Source organism: Thalassorhabdus alkalitolerans (genome assembly GCF_042656525.1).
GTDB lineage: Bacteria > Bacillota > Bacilli > Bacillales > Marinococcaceae > Thalassorhabdus > Thalassorhabdus alkalitolerans.
Map to the genome: position 1 here is coordinate 24,184 of NZ_JBHSOZ010000008.1, position 22,972 is coordinate 47,155.

Annotated in this window: 20 protein-coding genes, 1 tRNA gene, 1 other RNA gene and 2 riboswitches; of the genes, 12 read left to right on the top strand and 10 right to left on the bottom strand. The window is 41.8% G+C overall.

Going from position 1 to position 22,972, the window contains the following annotated elements; all coding sequences use genetic code 11:
* Positions 1-43: 43 nt before the first annotated feature.
* Positions 44-649, top strand: a complete 606-nt coding sequence (locus tag ACFPU1_RS13830; protein ID WP_385942199.1) for a GntR family transcriptional regulator — start codon at positions 44-46, stop codon at positions 647-649.
* Between the two features lie 176 nt (positions 650-825).
* On the opposite strand, the gene ACFPU1_RS13835 is transcribed toward ACFPU1_RS13830, so the two are convergent.
* A complete protein-coding gene (locus ACFPU1_RS13835; protein ID WP_385942202.1) occupies positions 826-1,368 on the bottom strand; it encodes a DUF4334 domain-containing protein in 543 nt (180 codons plus the stop codon).
* Positions 1,369-1,529: 161 nt separating this feature from the next.
* Positions 1,530-2,162 (bottom strand): YitT family protein, encoded by a 633-nt coding sequence (locus ACFPU1_RS13840; protein ID WP_385942205.1) that lies wholly within the window; start codon positions 2,160-2,162, stop codon positions 1,530-1,532.
* 157 nt (positions 2,163-2,319) lie between these two features.
* Between ACFPU1_RS13840 and ACFPU1_RS13845 the strand changes: the two genes are divergently transcribed.
* From ACFPU1_RS13845 to ssrS, 3 genes are all read left to right on the top strand, one after another.
* Entirely contained in the window at positions 2,320-2,763 is a 444-nt protein-coding gene (locus ACFPU1_RS13845; RefSeq protein ID WP_385942208.1) for an Lrp/AsnC family transcriptional regulator, read from the top strand.
* Positions 2,764-2,959: 196 nt separating this feature from the next.
* A complete protein-coding gene (locus ACFPU1_RS13850; RefSeq protein WP_385942412.1) occupies positions 2,960-4,354 on the top strand; it encodes an alanine/glycine:cation symporter family protein in 1,395 nt (464 codons plus the stop codon).
* Between the two features lie 97 nt (positions 4,355-4,451).
* Positions 4,452-4,637, top strand: a non-coding RNA gene (ssrS, locus tag ACFPU1_RS13855) — 6S RNA.
* Positions 4,638-4,714: 77 nt separating this feature from the next.
* On the opposite strand, the gene ACFPU1_RS13860 is transcribed toward ssrS, so the two are convergent.
* On the bottom strand, positions 4,715-4,909 hold the full coding sequence (locus tag ACFPU1_RS13860) for an aspartyl-phosphate phosphatase Spo0E family protein (RefSeq protein ID WP_054635917.1): 195 nt from the start codon (positions 4,907-4,909) through the stop codon (positions 4,715-4,717).
* Between the two features lie 416 nt (positions 4,910-5,325).
* On the opposite strand from ACFPU1_RS13860, the gene ACFPU1_RS13865 reads away from it, so the two are divergent.
* The 5 genes from ACFPU1_RS13865 (at position 5,326) to ACFPU1_RS13885 (ending at position 13,313) form a co-directional block, all read left to right on the top strand.
* Positions 5,326-6,318: an AAA family ATPase gene (locus ACFPU1_RS13865; protein ID WP_374701218.1), complete on the top strand. Its 993-nt coding sequence runs from the start codon at positions 5,326-5,328 to the stop codon at positions 6,316-6,318.
* Positions 6,318-7,514 carry a DUF58 domain-containing protein gene (locus tag ACFPU1_RS13870; RefSeq protein WP_385942212.1) on the top strand — a complete coding sequence of 399 codons (1,197 nt, stop codon included), beginning with the start codon at positions 6,318-6,320 and terminating at the stop codon, positions 7,512-7,514. The genes ACFPU1_RS13865 and ACFPU1_RS13870 overlap by 1 nt, the downstream gene beginning before the upstream one ends.
* Before the next feature lie 20 nt (positions 7,515-7,534).
* Positions 7,535-9,706: a transglutaminase TgpA family protein gene (locus tag ACFPU1_RS13875; protein WP_385942215.1), complete on the top strand. Its 2,172-nt coding sequence runs from the start codon at positions 7,535-7,537 to the stop codon at positions 9,704-9,706.
* A 47-nt stretch (positions 9,707-9,753) separates the two neighbouring features.
* A riboswitch (purine riboswitch) is annotated at positions 9,754-9,853 on the top strand.
* Between the two features lie 223 nt (positions 9,854-10,076).
* Positions 10,077-11,615, top strand: a complete 1,539-nt coding sequence (gene guaA / locus ACFPU1_RS13880) for a glutamine-hydrolyzing GMP synthase (protein ID WP_385942218.1) — start codon at positions 10,077-10,079, stop codon at positions 11,613-11,615.
* 89 nt (positions 11,616-11,704) lie between these two features.
* Positions 11,705-11,806, top strand: a riboswitch (purine riboswitch).
* 193 nt (positions 11,807-11,999) lie between these two features.
* Positions 12,000-13,313 (top strand): NCS2 family permease, encoded by a 1,314-nt coding sequence (locus tag ACFPU1_RS13885; protein WP_385942221.1) that lies wholly within the window; start codon positions 12,000-12,002, stop codon positions 13,311-13,313.
* Between the two features lie 136 nt (positions 13,314-13,449).
* Here ACFPU1_RS13885 and ACFPU1_RS13890 read toward each other — a convergent pair whose 3' ends face one another.
* Both ACFPU1_RS13890 and ACFPU1_RS13895 read right to left on the bottom strand, forming a co-directional pair.
* A complete protein-coding gene (locus tag ACFPU1_RS13890) occupies positions 13,450-13,689 on the bottom strand; it encodes a DUF4181 domain-containing protein (RefSeq protein ID WP_385942415.1) in 240 nt (79 codons plus the stop codon).
* Positions 13,690-13,697: 8 nt separating this feature from the next.
* The gene (locus ACFPU1_RS13895; RefSeq protein WP_385942224.1) at positions 13,698-14,018 is read right to left on the bottom strand and encodes a DUF4181 domain-containing protein; all 321 of its coding nucleotides are present in this window, start codon (positions 14,016-14,018) and stop codon (positions 13,698-13,700) included.
* A 184-nt stretch (positions 14,019-14,202) separates the two neighbouring features.
* Here ACFPU1_RS13895 and ACFPU1_RS13900 point away from each other — a divergent pair.
* Positions 14,203-14,278 (top strand) — tRNA-Ala (locus ACFPU1_RS13900).
* Positions 14,279-14,547: 269 nt separating this feature from the next.
* Positions 14,548-15,540 (top strand): NADPH:quinone oxidoreductase family protein, encoded by a 993-nt coding sequence (locus tag ACFPU1_RS13905; RefSeq protein ID WP_385942227.1) that lies wholly within the window; start codon positions 14,548-14,550, stop codon positions 15,538-15,540.
* Between the two features lie 254 nt (positions 15,541-15,794).
* Here the strand turns inward: ACFPU1_RS13905 and ACFPU1_RS13910 are convergent, their stop codons facing one another.
* Positions 15,795-16,640, bottom strand: coding sequence for an AraC family transcriptional regulator (locus ACFPU1_RS13910; protein WP_385942230.1), 846 nt, complete (start codon positions 16,638-16,640; stop codon positions 15,795-15,797).
* A gap of 410 nt (positions 16,641-17,050) precedes the next feature.
* Between ACFPU1_RS13910 and ACFPU1_RS13915 the strand changes: the two genes are divergently transcribed.
* On the top strand, positions 17,051-18,247 hold the full coding sequence (locus tag ACFPU1_RS13915) for a M20 metallopeptidase family protein (RefSeq protein ID WP_054635924.1): 1,197 nt from the start codon (positions 17,051-17,053) through the stop codon (positions 18,245-18,247).
* Positions 18,248-18,292: 45 nt separating this feature from the next.
* Here the strand turns inward: ACFPU1_RS13915 and ACFPU1_RS13920 are convergent, their stop codons facing one another.
* The 4 genes from ACFPU1_RS13920 to ACFPU1_RS13935 all read right to left on the bottom strand — a co-directional run bounded on the left by ACFPU1_RS13920 (position 18,293) and on the right by ACFPU1_RS13935 (position 22,969).
* On the bottom strand, positions 18,293-19,372 hold the full coding sequence (locus tag ACFPU1_RS13920) for a tartrate dehydrogenase (RefSeq protein WP_054635925.1): 1,080 nt from the start codon (positions 19,370-19,372) through the stop codon (positions 18,293-18,295).
* A 135-nt stretch (positions 19,373-19,507) separates the two neighbouring features.
* On the bottom strand, positions 19,508-20,878 hold the full coding sequence (locus ACFPU1_RS13925; protein ID WP_385942234.1) for an aspartate aminotransferase family protein: 1,371 nt from the start codon (positions 20,876-20,878) through the stop codon (positions 19,508-19,510).
* 49 nt (positions 20,879-20,927) lie between these two features.
* A complete protein-coding gene (locus ACFPU1_RS13930) occupies positions 20,928-21,908 on the bottom strand; it encodes a 2-hydroxyacid dehydrogenase (protein WP_385942237.1) in 981 nt (326 codons plus the stop codon).
* A 203-nt stretch (positions 21,909-22,111) separates the two neighbouring features.
* Entirely contained in the window at positions 22,112-22,969 is an 858-nt protein-coding gene (locus tag ACFPU1_RS13935; protein ID WP_385942240.1) for a patatin-like phospholipase family protein, read from the bottom strand.
* Positions 22,970-22,972: the final 3 nt, after the last annotated feature.

Consider the following 22,972-nt stretch of genomic DNA (forward strand, 5'->3'; position numbering starts at 1 on the left):
ATCGGAGGGTAGCGCAAGGTAGGTATCTTGTGGCTAGAATGATATGGAAAAAAAACAATCTGCTTCGTCAATTGCTTATGTATATATCAGAGATCAAATTTTAAATGGATCATTTCCCCGAGGGACGAAATTAACTGAAGTAATGCTTGCAAAGGAGCTGGGTATCAGCCGCACTCCGATAAGAGAGGCCATTCGGAAACTTGAAGAAGAGGGGTTGATTCAAAAAAAACGAGTGATTAATCCTACTGAGAAAGATTTGATAAATACGTTTGAAGTAAGGATACTCCTTGAGAGCTACGCGGCAAGAAGTGCGGCTTCTTTTATGACGCCTGCTGAAATGGATGAATTATATAACTGTATTAAAGTTGCAAGAGAGGGTATAAATGATGAGATAATGGCGGCCAACAAGCGCTTCCATGATCTTATTGTACAATCGAGCAGAAACCAAATATTAATTGATACGATTGAGAGAATGCAATCAATAATCTTTTTATTTAGAAAAACTGTTGTTTATCATAATCGTCCAAACCTCATTGAGGAACATGAAGAGATGTACTATGCAATAAAAAAGAGAGATCCTGACAAAGCTGAGATTCTAATGAAAGACCACTTGAAGGCAGACCTCCAATTCTCTCTTCATGCATGGTAAAGAGTATAGGTAACCAGATGGGGTGCGTTGATGAATGAAATAGAGAATGTAGACAGTTGTCTGCTTACGATAGGATCGGTGATGCTAGGGTCAGGAATAAAGAAATGGGAGAAGGTAACAATTTTACAACATTATCCAGCTGGCTAACTAAACGGGACTCACTGTGGGTCCCGTTTTTAATAATAGGAAACTCTCTCTAGAATAAAAAAGAAGGGCTTCTGTTCTTTTTTAAAGTCCATCATTCCCACGACGGCGTTGTCATCTACTTTTTTAAAAAGGTCCTGAATAGGGTGCTGATCATAAATCATGGCAGTTGTCAGCTTCCCATGGTTTTCAACCATTCGTAGTCTTGCTTTGCTTTCTGTTGTGTGAAGAAGAGGGGAGAAAAAAGGAAAAGCTTTCTTCATTACTTTTTCAGGGATTTTATCTAGAGGGAGCTGTAAAGGCAGCAGACCGGGATTCACGTTGTAGAGCAAGCCGGATTTCTTTTGAAACACGAGGGGATGAACGTCTTCATTGTTAATAAATCGTTTTCCGTACCAAGGAACTGCTTCCAGTAAGCCGTTCAGAGGGTGTTTTGTTTTCAGTTCCCTTCCTTTCCAGGTTCCATGCATAAAAGTACGATCCACACATTCCAGCCTTTTAAAAAAGGATGTCACTTCTTTTTCTGTAAGGTCGCTTCTTTTGTACATGGCTTCTAAATCAGCTTTATTCTTCACTCTTTTTCCCTCCTGTTCTTGATTGGTATAAAATAAAAAAACGGCTGGTTTTCCAGCCGAAGAAGAGGGGTTTCACATTATCATGTATTTTCCCAATCACAACGTTTTCTAAACAGGTAACATGAAAAAAGCCCCCATTCAAGAGGGGGCGTGGGATCTGATCAATTATTGTAAGAAAGCTCTTTTGATTTATCTCCAAAGCTCTTAGCTTTCTCTTCTGCTTCGTTTTTCTCGGCAATTTTTGTTTTAAAGTAGCTGATAATACACGATGTAACGATGATTGATAAAACAGAAGCGAATCCGCTTACTAATCCTATTGCGTACATGCCAGTCAGGACTACAAAGAAGTCAAAAAGAAAATTTACTTTTCCAGGGTTCCAATTAAATTTCTTATGAAGGAACAGAGCAAGAATGTTAGCACCGCCAAGAGAGGCGCCATTTATAAATAGTATGGAAATACCAAGCCCAATACTCATTCCGCCTACAACTGCCCCTACGAAGGGTTCAATTGAAAAGTCCGGGAGAATAAAAGCTGAGCTGCCAGTCATTACTGATAAAACAGTGACTGCAAAGATTGTAGACAGGGTAAAGTGCCATCCCATTCGAAGAACGGAAAACACATAAAAGGGAATATTAATTAAAAAGAAAACCAAAGCAAACTGTAATGAGGTAAGGTAGGATACGTTTAAGGAAAGTCCAGCAGTACCGCCGGTCACAATTTCAGCATGGTTAAGAATAACAACGCCCACACTTGTAAGTAAACAACCAAACAAAATATTTATTATTCTTACCATGTGTTGTGTTCTCCTCCTTGGATTTTTTCTCATATATCAATGTTAGAATATATTTTGGGTAAATTACATACAAAAAAGAATGTATTTCATTCCCAAAGCCTTCAATTTAATATAATATAACTTTAAGATCCTTCATTATGGAAAGTGGGTGTCCCATATGGATGAAATTGATACTAAATTGTTAGAAATTCTGCAATTGGATGGCCGTATAAAGATCAGCGACCTTTCAAAACGTTTAGCGTTAAGCAGGCCGAGTGTGACAGAAAGGCTGCATCGTTTAGAAGAAAACGGTGTCATAGAATGGTACGGGGCTAAGGTTTCTCCAGCAGCAATTGGACGAGGAGTTATGGTCTTTATTCAGGTGAGTGATCTCAAAATAACTCCTAAGGATTTTGAGGAAATGATTAAGGAAGAAACCGATATTATAGAATGTCATCGTGTGACCGGAACCGTAGGCTATTTTCTTAAAGCGGCGTTAACAGATATGGACAGTATGAGGATTCTGATTGACCGGCTGATTCCTTATGGCAATATTAATACCTCTGTCGTTTTAACTTCACCAGTACCCTATCGGACCCTTCTCCCTAAAGGAAAAGAGTAAACACAAAAATCCCTGAATCCTGTGATTCAGGGATTTTTTTATGGTGAAAAGGGACAGCTGAAATGTAAAATTTGTAAAAAACCGATAAATTGTCTGACAATAAACGGTACAAATTTACAACACCCATGTAAAGTATGAAGTATCTTTTCACACATTCCACAAAGAGAGGGGATTTGTTTTGCAGACAATAATTGATATGTTAAACGATCTTTTATGGACGTATGTGCTGATTGCAGGCTTACTTGGCGCTGGGGTTTGGTTCACTGTACGTACCCGCTTTATGCAGTTTTGCTACCTTGGCGAAATGTTTAGAGTATTGTTTGACAAAACAAGGGATGTTGAAGGGTTGAAGAGTATCAGCTCCTTCCGGTCTTTCTGTATAGGAGCAGCAACGAGAATTGGAACAGGAAACCTTGCCGGGGTGGCGGTGGCGATCACGCTTGGAGGACCCGGGGCGATTTTTTGGATGTGGCTGGTGGCTTTAGTCGGCGGGGCAACAGGTTTCATTGAAAGTACTCTTGCCCAGGTATTTAAAGTTCGGGATAAGGATGCTTATCGCGGAGGGCCTGCGTACTACATTCAGAAAGGGTTAAATATGCGCTGGCTTGGTATTTTGTTTGCTATATTAATTGCTATTACGTTTGGTCTTATCTTTAACTCTGTACAAAGTAATACCATAGCAGGCGCTTTTGATAATGCGTTTGGTATCCCACCTGTTGTGATGGGGATCGTCATGACAGTTCTGACAGCCGCTATTATCTTTGGCGGTGTCCACCGAATTGCAAAGTTCTCGAGTATTATTGTGCCAATCATGGCTGTAGTATACGTAGCCATTGCTATGGTGGTTGTTGCTATGAACTTTAGTGAGATTCCAGCCGTACTTGGGTTGATTGTCCGCAGTGCTTTCGGCCTTGAGCAGGCATTGGGTGGAGGCATTGGCGCAGCAATTATGATGGGTGTCCGACGGGGACTTTTTTCCAACGAAGCGGGGATGGGAAGTGCCCCGAACGCAGCTGCTACAGCAAACGTTACTCACCCGGCTAAGCAAGGGTTTATTCAAACCTTAGGTGTATTTGTTGATACGCTGATTGTCTGCTCAGCTACTGCCTTTATTATCTTGCTTAATGCTGACTTTGCTGGAACAGGAGCCGAAGGGATTGGCCTTTTGCAAGATTCCCTGAGCCTTCAAATAGGCGGCTGGGCCAGTTACTTTGTTGCTTTTGCGATATTTACCTTTGCGTTTAGCTCCATTATTGGAAGTTACTACTATGGTGAAACAAATATTGAATTTATAAGAAAGAACAAAGCATTTGTGAACATTTACCGTTTATTAACTATGGCGTTGGTAATGTTTGGTTCCACAGCCAGTCTAGGACTGGTTTGGGACTTAGCAGATGTATTTATGGCCTTGATGACAATTATCAATTTAGTCGGGATTGTACTGTTAGGTAACATTGCATTCAAGGTTCTAAGGGATTACGAAGAACAGCGTAGAGAAGGACTTGATCCTGTATTTTCTCCTTCTAAACTAGGGATTGAAAATACGGAAGCATGGGAAGAAGAAGAAAAATCAGACAAAATGGTTGTATAAGAAAAGAGTTAAAAGCCGTTGATACTGCTTCAATTTTGGTTTTAAATTTCATTCAAAATGGTATTGATTATCTCATGAAGGTGGTGTATTATATTTTCACAAGCTGCTTTGTGCGTGACTAATATATGTTTCAACCTTTAAGCTAAAATAGGGAGTTTTACATTGAGGTATGGAAGTCAAGCCTTCATGAAAGTAAGAAGGAAGACGGAAATATTTCTGCAAACACCCACTTTCTGAAGTGGTGGTTTGGAACTCTATTATTAAGCGGCATAGCGGCCAAACTTTATCTGCAAAGGTCAATTCTATATGGAATTGGCTTTTTTTTACATAAAAAAATAAGAGCTTTCTATAAGAGAAGCTCTAGTAATCTTTAAGTACAGGTCTGAAGCTTTCTTTTGTTTGGTCTATTCCTTGATATTCATTTAAGAGAACATCAAGTTTTTGACTACAGGTTACTGTTTTGGTGTGAGTCAGACCGAAACGTTTCGCTGTATAGAGCATTTCTTTTCTTTTTAGTTTGATCAAAAGCTGTAATAAATATTTCCTTTCATTCATTTCCTTTTCCTCCAGCTAGTAGTTGCTTTTGGTCTAGGCATATCTGAAAAAAACTCAGCTGTTCAAAAGCACATAGCTCATCATACATGCTGCCGAATAAAAATTCTGTCGAAATGTAGGATGTTCAAATATTTTTTCAGGAATATTTTCTTCTATAGAACTTTTTTACCGTTCTTTGAAGTTGTTCTGCTTTCATCCCATATCAGCTTCTCTACCAAGTAAAACTTAGAACCTGGTAGCAGAGTTTATCTTACCTGAATCTTACCAAAACGGTTCCGTAGACTAGTGTTCCTCCAGGTTATGAACCTGCTTCAAGGGTGAAATTGAATAGAGAGTTTTTTTTAATTCTATCAATTTTTGGATGTAAAAAAGAAGCCAAAGAAACGAGTAGAATGTTATGATAAGGTGGAGCAGTTGTGCTCGCAGGTAAAGTGAAAAATGGAGGAATAGATGTGAAAATAGATCGTTCCGCACTTCAGACAGTGATAGAGAATATAGAGCGTGTGGTTGTAGGTAAGCGGAAAGAAATAGAATTAAGTCTCACCGCTCTTTTGGCTAAAGGACATGTACTGCTAGAGGATGTTCCTGGGGTGGGGAAAACAATGATGGTTCGGGCCATTGCCCGTTCAATAGGCTCTGAATTTAAGAGGATTCAATTTACCCCTGACCTTCTTCCATCGGATGTTACAGGGGTTTCTGTATACAACCAAAAGTCTATGAGCTTTGAATATCGCCCGGGACCGGTAATGGGCAATGTAGTTCTGGCAGATGAAATCAACCGAACATCTCCTAAGACTCAAGCCGCTTTACTCGAAGCGTTAGAAGAGAGCAGTGTAACGGTTGATGGAGAAACGAGAAAGCTTCAGGAATTGTTTTTTGTTATGGCCACTCAGAACCCTATTGAATATGGTGGCACCTATCCACTTCCTGAGGCACAGCTTGACCGCTTCTTATTCAAATTAAAAATGGGTTATCCAGACTATGAGGAAGAGCTGGAAGTGTTAAACAGGATCGAACAAGGTCATCCCATTGAAGAAATTGAACCAGTGTTAACTATAGAAGAAATCATAGATATGCAGAATGAAGTGAAAGAAGTTTACGTGGATCAGGTTGTTAAACACTATATTATTTCACTTGTGAATGAAACAAGAGAACATAAAGAAGTCTATCTTGGAGTGAGCCCACGAGGATCAATTGCATTAATGAAATCTGCCCAGGCTTTTGCTTACATTAATGGAAGAGAATATGTGATTCCAGACGATGTTAAGGAATTAGCTCCTTATACTTTGAGTCACCGTATGATCCTGCGGTCAGATCTCCAAATGACTAATCGGACTGGTGAAGATATCGTAAGGGACATTCTTTCACAATTAAAGGTGCCTGCCACCAGGAAAGAAGCTGTTCGCTAATGGAGGAAAAGGGCCGCCAGGCTGTAAAGGCCATGAAATTCTTTTTCCTCCTTTTGCTTCTTGCTGGCTTATATGCCTATGCCATGTTTCAAGGCGGATTTGTAAGCTGGTTTTTGTTTTACAGTGCTGTTTCTTTGGTAGGGATAAATCTTCTATTTGTTCTATTTCCCTGGAGGATGGTAGAGGTCAAGAGAAGTATTGAGACAACGACGCTTCCTAGCGAAGGAATTTGTGAGGTTACCTTAACTGTTACAAAAAAAGCTCCGTTTCCCCTTCTTTATTTCGCCGTTAAAGACAATGTGCCTGAAGGATTGCAGGGGACTGGGAAACCTGCAGGCATGGTCTTTTTTTTCCCCATCGGAAAGACGTTCACCTATTCCTATGAGGTAAAGGGTGTACAACGAGGTGAATATGTTTTCTCTTCAATTGATCTTCAGGCAGGAGACATGTTCGGCTTCTTTAAAAGGCAAAGAAGAGCAGAAGAAAAGACAACACTCCTCGTTTATCCTTCTATTCACCCTTTGCGTAATTGGAAGACTCACATGGAGAAGGATGCTGAGACTGAGGCTATTTCAACAAAAGTTTTACAAGAAGCCTTATCCGTAGCAGGGGTCAGAGATTACGTACCTGGGGACAGAATGACAAGTATTGACTGGAAAATTTCTGCCCGGGCTGGAAAGCTGGTAACAAAGGAATTTGAGGCTCAAGAGGGAAAAGGCTACACGTTGTTTTTCGATCCATTTCAAAAAACAAAGGACCATACGTCATTTGAACTTGCCATAGAGTTTTCAGCTTCATTAGCTGACTTTTGTTTAAAGAAAGGAATACCATTGGGCTTCTTATTGATGCAGGTTGATAAAGAGAAACTGGAAAAGGCAAGCAGTAAAGCTCATTTTAAAGAGGTTTTTGAAGAGCTCTCCAAAGCCTCTCCCCAGTTACATTCATCCGTGCTCCATTCCCCGCCCAGCCTCGAGAAGAAAGATGGAGTTGTATATGTAGTTACTGATGTAAATGAGAAAGTAAAAGATCATATACAGCAGCTTTTATACCAGAGAAGAGAGGTTATCGTAATCTTTGTAAATACACGGTCCTTCGATGATAAGAGCGGTGAATTAAAGATACTGGATAATATAAAGCTTCAGGGTGCACAGGTGTTTCATGTGAAAGATTATCAATTTAATATAGATGCTAGCTAGGTAAGGACAGGTGGGAAAATATGAGGAGATTAGTAGGATCCTTGCGTACACCCCGTCACTTTTTTGTTTATATGCTTGGTTTTTTACTGTTAACTGAGTGGCTGATGCCTCTTCCTGCTGTATCGGATACAGGTTTCATCTCTTTGTATGTAGGGGCAACAGCGCTCTTTTTTATGCTGACTTTTTTTAGAATTCCCTGGTGGGCTCTCATCCCTTTAATGGGGATCATTATTATGTACGGGCTCCATCTTATATTTTTTCCGTATACATTTATGAGTGGTACCTGGTGGCAGTTCTTCCTTTCTGATATAGGAGCGAACCTTTCATTAATAGCAGGTGGAGAATGGTTTTTCCTAACGGAAATGTTCAGAAGTCTTCTCTTTTTTATTCTAATGGCTATTATGAGTTATTTGATTTACTTCTGGGTGATTTACGTCCGACGTATTTTTTTCTTTTTTGTAGTGACAGTAACGTATATTGCGGTTATGGATACCTTCCTTCCATACGACGGGACGTTTAGTATATTAAGAGTATTTTTCATAGGATTTCTTTTACTTGCTGTCCTCCAGTGGGACCGTGTGACAGGGGAATTTCCTGGCAGGGTAAAGTCCAGCCTGTGGGTTAAGTGGACATCTCTGGCTTTGGTTCTATTGTTCGTAGCAGGAAGCGTGGGAATCGCTGCTCCTAAAGAGGAACCTCAATGGGAGGATCCAATGCCGTTTTTACAAAACCAATCTGGGGTGAACCCAGGAGGGAGTGGAGAGACGGTAGAAGGAACACAGCGCATTGGCTACGGAGATAATGATGAAAGGTTGGGCGGAGGCTTTGAGATGGATGAGTCCCCTGTCTTTCGAGCCTGGGCAGAAAGAGGCCACTACTGGCGCGGAGAGTCAAAGAATGTCTACACAGGTCACGGCTGGGATGCTGATACACCAGAAGAAAGAGCTCCTCAAAGCATGCACTATGAGGAAGGCATATCTGTAGAGGAGCTGGACACAACGATAGAATTTGCGGAAGGAAGATCCTACGGCTTGCTATTCTATCCAGGGGAGCTTAGAGATGTGAACGTTCCCGGTGCTGACGTCACTCCATCAGTTGACCGGCATACAGGCCAGGCGGAAGTCCACTCAGAAGGATCACATCTTGAATCTTCCCCCTATGAAGTATCTTATTCTTACCCTCAATTTCCTATCGAGAGAATGAGGGAGAATGCTTCAAGTGATCCTGATGATATTGAACACTATTATTTACAATTGCCAGACGAGCTTCCAGAACGGGTGGCAGATTTAGCTGAAGAATTGACTTCCGGGCACGATAATCGATATGACAAAGCCCGGGCAGTAGAAAGTTATTTAAACAGTTCAGAGTTCACTTATGAGACAGAAGATATTGCTGTGCCTGAAGAAGGACAGGATTATGTTGATCAATTTTTATTTGAAACCCAAGAGGGTTATTGTGACAACTTCTCTACCTCTATGGCTGTCCTCCTTCGTTCAGTTGATATTCCGACGCGCTGGGTCAAAGGGTTTACGAGGGGAGAAGAAGTAGAATATACAGCAGAAGGTTCTCTCTACGAGATTACAAATGCAAACGCTCATTCCTGGGTAGAAGTTTATTTTCCGGATGTAGGATGGGTTCCTTTTGAACCGACTCGGGGATTTTCATCTTCCTTTGATTATATTTTTGAAGAAACAGGCTTCCAGGATGAGGATTGGGAAGCAGAACAAACGGATCCATCTGAGGCAGACGTTGAGGAAGAACAAGAAGAGGGAGCTGCAGAAGAAGAGGAAGAAGAGGAAGCAGGAGCGGCTTCCGTAGAGGGGAGTATTCCCTGGTGGGTCTTTGCACTTCTGGCTGTTTTAGCTTTAACAGCGTTTATTTTTAGGCATTTGGTAATGAAACAAGTGACTCTCCTTCGATATAAAAAGGTTGAAACAAGCGAGGCGGCCTCTTTCATGAAAGCCTTTGAATCCCTCCTCTGGCTTTTAGGGTTTAACGGGATGAAAAGGGAAAACGGAGAAACACTCCGAGAATTTGCTGGCAGAGTCGATGAGGCCTATGGGACAAAGGAAATGAGCTTACTGACAAGCTATTACGAAAAAATCTATTATGGAAATAAAACCACAGGCCCTGCAGACTGGAGCAGTGAAAAGGATGTCTGGGCAGGCCTCGTGAAGCGAATCGAGCCTTGACCGCAATAAAAGCGGTTGATAGAATATAACTCGTGTTTTAATGCAGAGAAGTCAACGTCATACACCTTCGTATATCCTGGGGATAGGGCCCAGAGTTTCTACCTGGTTACCGTAAATAACCAGACTACGGAGGCAGAGATATAATAGCTGAAGAATAAGCATGAGAAGCTAGAATCTGCCTTTGTTTTATTAGGTAATTCTGGCTTCTTTCTATTTAGGGGAGTTATTTTTGAAAATAGTATCCTGAATTTCGAAGAAAACTTTTCTTTTTCTTCACTTTTCGTTAGGATAGTGGAGAATAATAAGAACATATGTCGGTTTATACAGAGCTTATTCATATCAAAGAAATACAGATAAAGGTGGAGAGAAAATGGAAAACATCCATGAGAAAATCATTGTGTTAGATTTTGGCGGTCAGTACAATCAGCTCATTACAAGAAGGATTCGGGATTTGGGAGTCTACAGTGAGCTTCATCCCAATTCTATATCTGCTGAAAAGGTAAAGGAAATGAAGCCGACTGGAATTATCTTCTCCGGCGGGCCAAATAGTGCTTACGTGGAAGGAGCACCAGGCTGTGATGCGGAAATCTTTGAACTTGGCATCCCTATCCTTGGTATTTGCTACGGCATGCAGCTTATGACTCACCATTTTGGCGGGAAAGTAGAAGAAGCCTCTCACCGGGAATATGGAAAAGCTCTTATTACTGTCGAAAACAACTCCCTTCTTTACAAAGATCTTCCAGAAGAGCAATCTGTATGGATGAGTCATGGTGATTTAATTAAAGCTCCTCCAGAAGGATTTACGGTTGATGCAACCAATCCATCCTGCCCGGTAGCGGGAATGAGTGATGAAAGCCGGAATTTTTATGGCGTTCAGTACCATCCAGAGGTAAGACATACACAATTTGGAGACGACCTGCTAAAAAACTTTGCATTTGAAATCTGCGGGTGCAAAGGCGATTGGTCCATGGCCAATTTTGTTGACGAGCAGGTTGAGCTGATCAGAGAACTTGTAGGCGATAAGAAAGTACTGTGCGCCTTGAGCGGTGGAGTAGACTCCTCAGTTGTAGCTGCTTTAATCCATAGAGCCATTGGCGATCAGCTTACGTGTATGTTTATTGATCATGGTCTTCTTCGTAAAGATGAAGCCGAAGGTGTAATGGAAACCTTCAGCGGTGACTTTGATATGAATATGATTAAAATCGACGCGCAGGAACGTTTTCTCTCTAAGCTAAAAGGGGTTTCCGATCCGGAAGAAAAGCGTAAAATCATTGGTAATGAGTTTATTTACTTGTTTGAAGAAGAGGCCGGCAAGCTGACAGATATGGATTATTTAGCACAAGGAACTCTCTATACTGACATTATTGAAAGTGGAACGGATACGGCTCAAACAATTAAGTCTCATCACAATGTGGGCGGCCTTCCTGAAGACATGAAGTTCGATTTAATTGAGCCTTTAAACACTCTCTTTAAGGATGAAGTACGTAAGCTTGGAACCGAGCTTGGGGTGCCTGATGAAATCGTATGGCGTCAGCCATTCCCAGGGCCAGGCCTTGGTATCCGTGTTCTTGGTGAAGTCACAGAAGAAAAATTAGAGATTGTCCGCGAATCCGATGCCATTCTTAGAGACGAGATCAAAAAAGCCGGCTTGGACCGTGAGATTTGGCAGTACTTTACGGCTCTTCCTGATATGCGCAGTGTAGGGGTAATGGGAGATGCTCGTACGTATGACTATACAGTAGGTATCCGTGCTGTGACTTCCATTGATGGAATGACTTCAGACTGGGCTCGTATCCCGTATGACGTGCTTGAGAAAATATCAACTCGAATCGTAAACGAAGTAAAGCATGTAAATCGAGTAGTGTACGATATTACTTCAAAACCGCCTGCGACAATTGAGTGGGAATAAATTACCGAATAATTACAAGGAAAATATAAATATTGTTCGTTTTTTCTGTTGACTCACGACGTGATTGCTGATAAAGTAAAAAATGTCGAAAGTCGTCATGTAAATATGTTCGTATAATCGCGGGAATATGGCCCGCGAGTCTCTACCAAGCTGCCGTAAATGGCTTGACTACGAAAGATCTACTGCAGAAAAACGAACGGACTATTTTCTGTAAGGATTTTTTGTTGTTGATGCTTCAGGTAGATACCTGAAGCATTTTTTATTGCTCCCAGGAGACCATGGTGCTAGATAGAACATACTTTCAACGGCTGCAGGCAATAAAAAAAGTTCTGTAAGGAACAATATATTATAAAAGCACTGGAGAAAAGAAAGTAGGGGAAAAGCATGGATCGGTACTTTAATTTTAAAGAACATAACACCAGCTACCGCCAGGAAGCGGTTGGCGGGTTAACGACATTTTTGGCCATGGCCTATATATTGTTTGTCAATCCACTGATATTGGCGGACGCAGGCATGGATGAAGGGGCGGTTTTTACAGCAACAGCGTTAGCTGCGGCTTTAGGAACTCTCATTATGGGACTTGTTGCTAAATATCCAATAGCTCTTGCACCTGGAATGGGTCTCAACGCATTTTTTGCATATACAGTCGTGCTTGGAATGGGGATTGAATGGCAGCTTGCTTTGTTTGGAGTATTTGTTTCAGGTATTATCTTCATTATCATTTCATTATTAGGAATCAGGGAAGCTATCATTAATGCAATCCCTGCTGAGCTGAAGTATGCTGCTGCAGCTGGTATTGGTCTTTTCATCGCTTTTATCGGCTTGAAAAACGCCGGCATCGTTGTGCCCTATGAAGCAACCGCAGTTACGCTTGGAGACATGAGCGAGGCAACAACACTGCTGGCAGCCTTTGGTCTTGTGGTAACTGTCATTTTAATGGTTAGAGGATTTCGTGGAGGAATTTTCTACGGGATGATTATCACGTCAATTGCTGGAATCATTGTTGGCTTAATTGATATGCCAAGCCAAGTAGTAGGTTCTGTACCAAGCCTGGCACCAACCTTTGGTGTCGCGATTACCAGCTTGTTTGAAGTCGAATGGACCACTACCTTAATGGTCCAGCTGTTAATCGTAATATTAACTTTCTTGTTTGTGGACTTTTTTGACACCGCTGGAACACTATATGCGGTAGCAAACCAAGCCGGTTTTGTAAAAAATAATAAGCTTCCTAGAGCTGGTAAAGCTTTGCTGTCTGACTCTTCTGCTTCATCTATTGGAGCACTGCTTGGAACATCAACAACAACAGCTTATATTGAATCATCGGCAGGTGTGGCTGCCGGAGGGAAAACCGGGTTCGCATCAGTCGTGACAGCTGGATTATTCTTGATTGCCATGTTCTTTTCACCGCTATTAGCTGTGGTAACAGAGGAAGTAACATCTGCTGCATTAATTATTGTAGGGGTGTTAATGGCAGCTTCCCTTGGCCTTATCGATTGGAAGAAGCTTGAAATTGCTGTTCCGGCTTTTCTAACGGTTGTCGCCATGCCTTTAACCTACAGCATTGCAAACGGAATTGCCCTTGGTTTTCTTTTCTACCCAATTACGATGGTAATGAAAGGACGTACAAAGGAAGTTCACCCTATCATGTTTTTACTGTTCTTTGTTTTCCTTGCTTACTTTATCTTTCTTGGAGAATAAATGAAATGCCTGCCTGCTTTCCCTTATTAAGGAAGCAGGCCTTTTTGTATCTTGATAAAATGTTCAATTCAGGTGAGGGGAAGAAGGGGAGGACAACCTTGAAATTTGAGCATCTCACTATGTACAAAGGAATGCTTCACAGCAGACCGAAAAAGTCAGTCATAAACATAAGAAATAAAATGGCAGCAAAAAAGAACATTTGACTTACTGTGTAAAGGCAGGCTTTTGGATGAGACGCGTATTTCCACTCCATCACCGCTCGAACACTTTCAACCAGAAAGTAGTAGCCCAAAGGTATAATCAAAGGTGAGTGCAGCCAGGTGAGCTCTGCAGGCTGCTTTGTTGGTTCTCGTCCGTTATAAGCCGTGACAAGCACACTCAATGCTAACAGCCCAAGAAAGGTGAATTGGAGAAAAAAGAATCGATTTTCTTATGAGTATCGTTGACATAGTCATTGGTAAACCACGGTTTCTTCTTCAGGTTAAGCCATTTTCTCATCCCTGCATTAACCATAAGAAACAGCAGGCTAATACCACTTAAAAGAATAATCAAATTTACCCAAAATAATAGATCCGTGCCATACATAAACAATTTTCCCTCTCCATCATCTCGTAGAATAATCTTCAACCAGTGTAACAAGAAAAAAATAGATAAAAAAAGAAATAAAAGGAATAAAAAAGCACTGTTTTTCTTTTTAAAATCCATATATTTTTCTTTTGACTAATACTAGAAGTGAAGAGAAAATAAAAAGTTTTAAAAAATAAAAAGAAGGGTAGAATAAATGTTGACTTATGTCGAAAACCTTGTTATATTTTAGAAACATTCTTCTTGCGAGATAATATAACAAAGAACGCAAATGATCTGATTCTCCTAATATAATGAGAAAAATGGGGCATTAGCTCAGCTGGGAGAGCGCCACACTGGCAGTGTGGAGGTCAGCGGTTCGAGCCCGCTATGCTCCACCAATACTAATGAACATTCTTGAACACAGCAAGTTGAATTTATGAAACCACGCAGTTCTCCAATCGGGGGGCTGCGTTTTATTATGGATACGGGTGTGGCAATTCTGCACCTGTATTTTTTTTGTAGTTTAATAATTTTAATTCCGTATAAATAAAGCGCTTCCCTTATTCATTGATAGATGCCCTTAAGAGGCCTTACAATATAGGTGAGTCTGTAAGGAGTGGAAAAAGAGAGAAGTGCATACAAATACGAGGAAAACTGGAGGCGTATGATGAATTCTTTCAAAGCATTAGTTGTGGATAAAAGCGGAGATGAAGAGGTAAGTGTCAACGTAAAAGAGCTCCAACAAGATGACCTTCCTGCAGGTGATGTACTTATTAAAGTCCATTATTCCAGTGTGAACTTTAAAGACGGACTTGCTGCAACCAAAAATGGAAACATCGTATCCAGTTATCCGATGGTGCCCGGCATTGATCTTGCCGGAGTCGTAGAGTCATCGGATAGCAGCTCATTTTCTAAAGGTGATAAGGTCATTGTAACAAGCTACGATCTTGGCGTGGATCATTTCGGCGGATACAGTGAGTACGCAAGAGTTCCATCGGAATGGGTAGTGCCGCTGCCTCAAGGTCTATCCTTAAAAGAAGCAATGATTTTTGGCACAGCTGGATTTACTGCAGGGCTGTCTGTCATTAGGCTTCAAGAGGAAGGTGTTACTCCTGAAGATGGGCCGGTTCTAGTATCAGGAGCTACCGGAGGAGTCGGAAGCATGGCTGTGGCTATGCTTGCTAAGCTTGGATATGAGGTGGTAGCAAGCACAGGCAAAGAATCAGAACATAATTATTTAAAAGAACTGGGGGCATCTGAAATTGTGTCTCGTGAAGAGCTCAACCCTGAAAAAATCAGGCCCCTTGATAAACAAAGATGGGCAGGAGCTGTCGACCCTGTTGGCGGGGAGACATTGTCTTATATTTTAAGCACCGTAAAGTATGGTGGGGCAGTCGCGGTAAGTGGATTGACTGGAGGCACAAAGGTACCGACGAGTGTGTTTCCTTTCATTTTGCGAGGCGTAAATCTAGTTGGAATAGATTCGGTGCATTGTCCAATGGAACGTCGTCAGAACGTATGGGAACGTCTGGCAGGTGACCTGAAAGTAGAAGATTTGCTTGAAACCATAGAGGAGACAATTACTCTTGAAGAACTGCCTGACACGTTATCAGAGATTTTACAAGCAAAGGTAAGAGGAAGAAAAGTGGTAGAGCTATAACCTAAGTGCAGTGCTGCAGCCATAGAGAGTGGCTGCAGTTTTTTATGGGGACTTGTGCCTTGGTAGAGAGCGTGAAGAAGGGAGACCGGAGCTTGAGCATAAGAAGTTCGGGTTGATATAAATCTGATTGTATTTAGCATTTCATTTTATATATTTTTTTGCTGTTCCTTAAGCCAGACAAATCTTTGAAAACCGAAATCTAACAACAAAGACATCTGTTGGTCCTCGGGTCTCTACCTTTTAGTTTAACTACTCTATTTTTTCCTTACTGTCATCCATATCTCATTTTTATTCTCTTTACTCGCAAGTATTTCCGGCCCCTCTACATGCTCGTATCCAGAGGAAGGAAACCATTCCGAATAGATTCTTCCCCAGGCATCTTGCACTTTATCCCAATCGCCCTCCACCTCAAACACCGCCCAAGTATTCTTCTGAATCTCAAGCTCTTCCAAATTTTCTGGGCATTGTTTCGTTGTAGCAGCTGCAATGTAGTAATCCAGTTCGCCATGTTGACTTCGTCCCTCAGAAAAATTCGTACATACATTGATGATCCCTCTAGGTTCTAATTCAGCTAAGCTTTCAATTTGTGTATATGTTTTATCACTAATAGACTCCCACATCCCCGATATTTCAGGGTTTGTACCTGCAGGCACCAGTGTAATCCTTTTTTTCCAACCTGCCACTCGAAATGCGCCTTTCTCCTCAATTCTGTAATTCAATTCTGTTCCTCCTTTTATTGTTAGTTGGAAGGTCATTTTTGGAAAAGCTTTGATTGAATGAGCATGGAGGCGTGCCTCTGTCGGAGTAACTCCATGAAGGCTTTGAAAGGCTCTTGTAAAGGCATCTGGTGAATGATAGCCATATTTCATTGCTATATCTATTACCTTTTCAGTGCTATTCTTCAAATCAAAAGCAGCATGTGTCAGTCGACGTCGTCTGATATATTCTGAAAGCGACACGCCAGCCAGGAATGAAAACATTCTTTTAAAGTGGTATTCCGAACATTGTGCAATTCTTGACACTTCTTGAAAATCGATTTCATGCATCAAATTATCTTCAATATAGCTTATTGCTCCATTCATATTTTCCAGTGAATCCATCATCATGACCTCCCTTTCAACAATAGAATAACAATTATGGGGCACTGGACCCCGACTATTGGTGCACACTTCTGCAGGGTTGATGATCATGCTCTTACATACAAAAATCATTACACACGTTCGTAATATATGGGTATCCAGGCATAATTCCAGGTGACTTTTTCTTATTTGGGCTTATTTATCGGTAGTCTGGATCGAAATATTTGTCCTTGCTTCAGTTGTTTCATTCTAGCGTTTTAAGCAAAAACTCATTTATTTATACCACTTTGCTTATAAGCAAACTGCTAAAACCTACATTGAATAAAAGCCCTATACATCCTGAAAAACATGTTTGCAGAATGAAAATCGGGTATAGGACAAGTAAGAGTATTTACTGACTCAAGTATTACTGCGTATAAGGAGGAAAAAGCATGAGTCTGGAAATCAAAGGGCTTGGGAAAGAAATAGAAGAAACACTCATAGAATACAGACGTTACTTTCACGAAAACCCAGAATTAAGCCAAGAGGAAGAGCATACCTCAAAAACGATTCAGAAATTTTTAGACGAGCATGACATACCATATGAAACTGGGTTTGCCACCCATGGTATCCTGGCGATTATTGAGGGAGAAAAGGAAGGGAAAACGATCGCTCTTCGTGGGGATATGGATGCATTGCCTATCGATGAAAAAACCGGACTCCCTTATGCTTCAAAGAAGGAAGGGGTCATGCATGCGTGCGGGCATGATGCTCATACTGCCATGTTGATGGGGGTTGCGCTTATCTTAAAAAAGAAGCAGGATAAGCTGCCCGGCAAGGTTCTCCTTGTCTTTCAGCCAGCGGAGGAGCTTTCGCCTATCGGAGGCGCTGAAGATATGATGAAAGACGGGGTGTTTTCTAAACACAAGCCTGATGCCATCTTTGCCCAACACGCTCAGCCAGAATTGGAAGTGGGAGAGGTAGGGGTGCTTTCTGGACCCGTTCAAGCGAACTCTGACCGCTTTAAGATAACTATTAAAGGAGAAGGAGGGCATGCCAGCAAGCCTCATCAAGGGAAGGATGCAATTGTGGTTGCAGGACAAGTGATTAGTGACCTGCAAACCATTATCAGCCGAAGCGTGGACCCTTTAGAGTCTGCTGTGCTGACTCTTGGAGAAATCCATGGTGGGAAACGCTATAACGTTCTTCCTGGCGAAGTAACCATAGAAGGAACACTTCGCACGTATAAAGATGATGTAAAAGAAACAGCAAGAAGCCGAATGGAAGACATTCTCTCAGGCCTTGAAGAAGCAATGGGGGTGACAATTCAGCTGGAATATCTGGATGGATATCCTGCAGTGGTCAACTCCAAAGAATGGGAAGAGACATTGCGTTCTTCCGTAGAAAAAATTGTCGGGCAAAAATCAATGCCAGAAGTACAGCCGAGCCTTGGTGGAGAGGACTTTGGGCGGTTTTTAGAAGAATATCCGGGCTTCTTTTATTGGATTGGCACAGCCATTCCTGGAAGGGAAAGACAGAAGCCTCTTCATGATGAGGAATTTGAATTTAACGAGGATACGTTAGTACCAGGGACAGAAATCATGGCCCAGCTTGCAGTGGATGCCTTGGAAAACCTGGCACAGAAGTAATGTCAAAAAAGGACTTCGCAACATGCGAAGTCCTTTTTTCAATCATTATTCATTTTTAAATTTTTCTTCAAGGACACGGCAAAGCTCGGTTCCAACGGCGCTAGTCGAAGCATCGCCCCCTAAATCAGGAGTATTTGCTTTTTTCTCAGTTAGTACAGTTTCGATTGCTTCTAAAACGCGTGCACCCCAGTCTTCGTGACCAAAGTGGTCTAAAATCTGACTGACTGACCACACGGCAGCCAGAGGATTTGCAATGCCTTTTCCAGCAATGTCAGGAGCGGAACCGTGAACAGGCTCAAACATGGATGGGTAATTTCGTTCCGGGTTAATGTTTGCTCCGGCAGCCAGACCAAGTCCTCCGGCTAAGCCTGCCCCTAAATCTGTTACGATATCTCCAAACAGGTTGGAGGTGACAACGATTTCAAATCTTCCGGGGTCAGTGACAAAGAACATGGCGGCTGCATCAACCAAGTAAGAATAAGTGGTGACTTCCGGATAGTCCTGACTTACTTCTTCAAACACTTCATCCCAGAATACCATCGAGTAATTGAGGGCATTCCCTTTGCTTATGCTTGTTAATGATTTACCGGATTCTTTCGCAATTTCAAAAGCGTGACGGATAATTCTTTCCGTTCCTTTTCGGGAAAAGACCCCAGTCTGCAGAACCACTTCTTCAGGCTTTCCTTTAAAAAGCCAGTCGCCTGCACCGGCATACTCTCCTTCACTATTTTCACGTACAACGAGCATATCGATGTTTCTGAGCTTTGGATCGTCCTTTAACGGAGTGGATGAGCCATTTAATAGTTTTATAGGGCGGAGGTTCACATACTGATCAAAGCCTTTTCTTATTTTCAACAAAAGGTCCCATAAAGAAATATGATCAGGAACACCTGGAAATCCAACAGCTCCTAAATAGATTGCATCAAAGTCCTTTAATTTTTCAATGCCGTCATCATCCATCATTTTTCCGTTTTCCGTGTAATATTCACAACCCCATGGGAAGCTTTCAAACGAAAATGACAGGGAAGGATCTAACTCTTCAATCGTTTTTAACACCTTAAGCCCTTCAGTGGTTACTTCTGGTCCAATACCATCCCCTGGTATCACTGCAATACGGTATGTCATGCAATCAACTCCTACTATGTATAGATTAAAAGAGAAATGTCCGTGGAACGAAAATAAGACCAGGCGGACAGAACCTAGTCTTATTTTACTTTAAACTCTGTCATAAAAGCGAATTCAAATGTAAACGATTAAAAATTAAGCAGATGCCAACACTTCTTTTACCGTCTCAGTAAAGGTTTCAAGCAGGAATTTATAATCTTTATCGTTTAAATTTAAAGGAGGGGAAAGTGCCAGAATATTATTATAGCCGGCAACTGTATCTGACGTTTTTCCAATAATAAGTCCTTTCTTTTTGCAAGAGCCAACAATTTTGGCGAGAATCTTTTCATCTAGTGGTTCCTTGGTCTCTTTATCCTGTACAAGCTCTATCCCGGCAAGGAGACCCTTTCCTCGTATGCTTCCCACGTTCGGCAAGGATTCAAGCGTCTTTAGGTCTTCGAGAAGTTTTTTGCCCAGGGTTGCAGAGTTTTCAACTAACTTTTCACTTTCCATAATCTCCAGATTTTTCAAGGCTGCAGCACAGGCCGCTGGATTGCCGCCAAATGTGTTTACATGACGGAAGTGGTCATGCTTGTCGTCTCCTTTAAAAGCTTCGTATATATCCTTGCGGACAGCAGTGGCTGAGAGCGGGAGATAGCCGCTTGTAATTCCTTTTGCCATGCTAATAATGTCCGGTTTCACATCGTAATGCATGAAACCAAACGGTTTTCCAGTTCTCCCAAAGCCGCAGATTACTTCATCAGCTATAAGGAGGGCATCATGTTTATCGCAAATTTCTCTCACTCTTTTCATGTAATTATCATGTGGAACAAGGATGCCTCCTCCTGTAATGATAGGCTCCATTATAACCCCGGCTACTGTATCACTTAATTCCCAGGTCATCGTCCGGTCAATTTCATTTGCACACTCCAAACTGCAGGATTCAGCTTCCTTCCCAAAAGGGCAGCGGTAGCAGTCAGGTGGGGTCACGTGAAGAAAGCCTTGGGCTAGCGGTTCGTACTTGTAGCGTCTTTGGGCCTGACCGGTCGCCGCTAATGTTGCTATCGTATTTCCGTGATAGGAACGGTAACGGGAAATAAATTTATGTTTTCCGGGGCGTCCTGTTTGGTGGAAGTATTGACGCACAAGCTTAAATGCTGTTTCATTGGCCTCAGAGCCGCTGTTGGAGAAAAAGAACACATACTCATCACCAAGCCATTCGTTAAGCTTTTCTGCAAGCATAATAGCAGGGACGTGACTTTGGGTTAACGGATAGTAAGGCATATCCAGCATTTGTTCATAGGCAGCCTCTGCAATCTCTTTTCTTCCGTACCCAGCGTTTACACACCACAAGCCAGACATTCCATCCAAATAGCGGTTACCTTCAATGTCAGTAACCCATGAGCCTATAGCATGTTCGATAATCATTGATGGGTCAGGGCTGTGGGGACGCATGCCATGCCAGATATGTTCCTGGTCTTTCTTTTGAAAATCCTCGACGTTTGCAACACTTTTATGATCAGACATAAAAAAACCTCCAGTTTTTAAATAAGTAATTTGTTCCTACTACACATGCTTATGAAGGCGCAGTTTCTTCATTGATTAAATGTTTTGGCTGCTTTCCTTGAAGGGCAGCACGCAGATGTTTTTCAGCCAGTCGAGACATATTTAGTTCATTCTCATGAGTGGAAGAGCCAAGGTGAGGAGTGGTTACCACATTTTCCATATGCAGCAGCGGGTTATCTTTATCAACGGGCTCTTGCTGGAAAACATCCAGACCGGCAGCCTTTATTTCCCCGGCTTCCAGAGCTTCAATAAGCGCTTTTTCATCGACTGTTTCGCCTCGTGAACCGTTAATAAAAATTCCTTCATTCTTCATTTTTTGGAAAGCCTCACGGTTCATCAAATGTCTTGTCTCGTTGGTCAGAGGAGTCATTAAGCAGACAAAATCACTGCGCCTTAAAAGCTCATCAAAGGAGACAAACTCAGCCTCATATTGATCCTCGGCTTCGGGTTTGTGAGAACGGTTATAGTAGAGGATGTTCATATCAAAGCCGAATCTGGCACGTTTGGCAATGGCTTGTCCGATTCTACCCATACCTATAATGCCAAGCGTTTTATGGTGAACATCGGTTCCGAATTTTTCCTCCGGAAGAACCTTTGTCCATTCTCCGTTCTTTACGTATTGATCTAGCTCGGGGATGCGGCGGGCTGTGCCCAGTAATATAGAGAAAATCGCATCAGCGGTTGTGTCAGTCAGCACACCAGGGGTATTTGTTGCCATAATGTTACGCTTTGTAAGAGCCTCTATATCCAGGTTGTCGTAGCCCACTGAGACATTACATACAACTTTTAAGTTAGGAGCATGGCTCAATAGCTTTTCGTTTACTTCCAGTTCTACATTAATAATTCCTTCAGCTTTTTCTAATGCTTCTTTGAAGTCAGGATTGTCCAAACCTTCCAAATCAGTAAAATAGGAAAGATTGAAATCCTTTTCTAAGTCATTTATAACAGGAGAGGATATTCGATTATAAACGAGGATGGAGGGCTTATTCATTGTTTTACTCCTTTCTGGCACAAAGTCTAATTGGCTATAGGCTTCTTGCCACTCATAGGCCGCTTAAAGAATAGTATTCTAGAACGTAATGATAAAAGCCTGTTTTTCTTTTGTTTAAAATTACATGAAGTACAACCAGCGTTTTAAATAAAAAACCCGCTTTGTAAGCGGGATGTGGCGACTGAAGCAATCATGATTTGCCATTAAGAAGGCAATGTAGTATTGGATGCCTGAAGGTCAGGAAACAAGGCTTTAGCGTCCGAGTACCCGGCTTCGTATAAAGTAGTGAGCTTCTCCTGGCTTTTCTCTGTACGGCTGATTGACACCTCTCTAGAAGGTCTTAGCACAAAGATCTTACCTGTTTCTTCAAGTTCGTCAATGTAATCGAGGGTACGATTATAGAGCTGATGCCTGGTTTCTATCGTTTCAATTAGATTAGGATACTTGCGCAGCAGTTTGTTTGTCACTCGCTGCATTCGTGATCCTTTCTTTCTGTACCCTTTTTCACGAGTAAGGATTACAATGTTTCTTTTGTATCCTGCTTCTTCTGCTTTTTTTATTGGTATGGGGTCTGCAACTCCGCCATCAACAAGCTCTCTTCCCTCATAATTTACAACAGGTGAGAGAAGGGGAATGCTGCTGGAAGCACGCACAGCATTGAGTAAATCGTCACATTGGCTGCTTTTAATGTAATAAGGCTTGCCGGTTCTGCAGTCTGTCGTTCCTATAACCAGCTCTTGATCGCTTTCTGCAATTTCCTTAAAATCCAGCGGAACAATTTTAGTAGGGATTTCATCAAAGAGAAAGTTCATGCCAAACAAACTTCTTTCACGAAGGAGGTTCCGAAAGCCCAGAAACCTTGGATCATTTACAAGCCCAATGTTAACTTGCTTGTTTCTTCCGTGCTGGCGGGATAAATAGGAGCAGGCCATAGATGCTCCTGCTGAGACACCAACAATGTAAGGGAAATGAATATTATGGGTTAAAAAGTATTCCAGAGCTCCGGCTGTATATAGACCGCGCATGCCCCCTCCTTCTAAAACAAGACCTGTATCTTTCATACG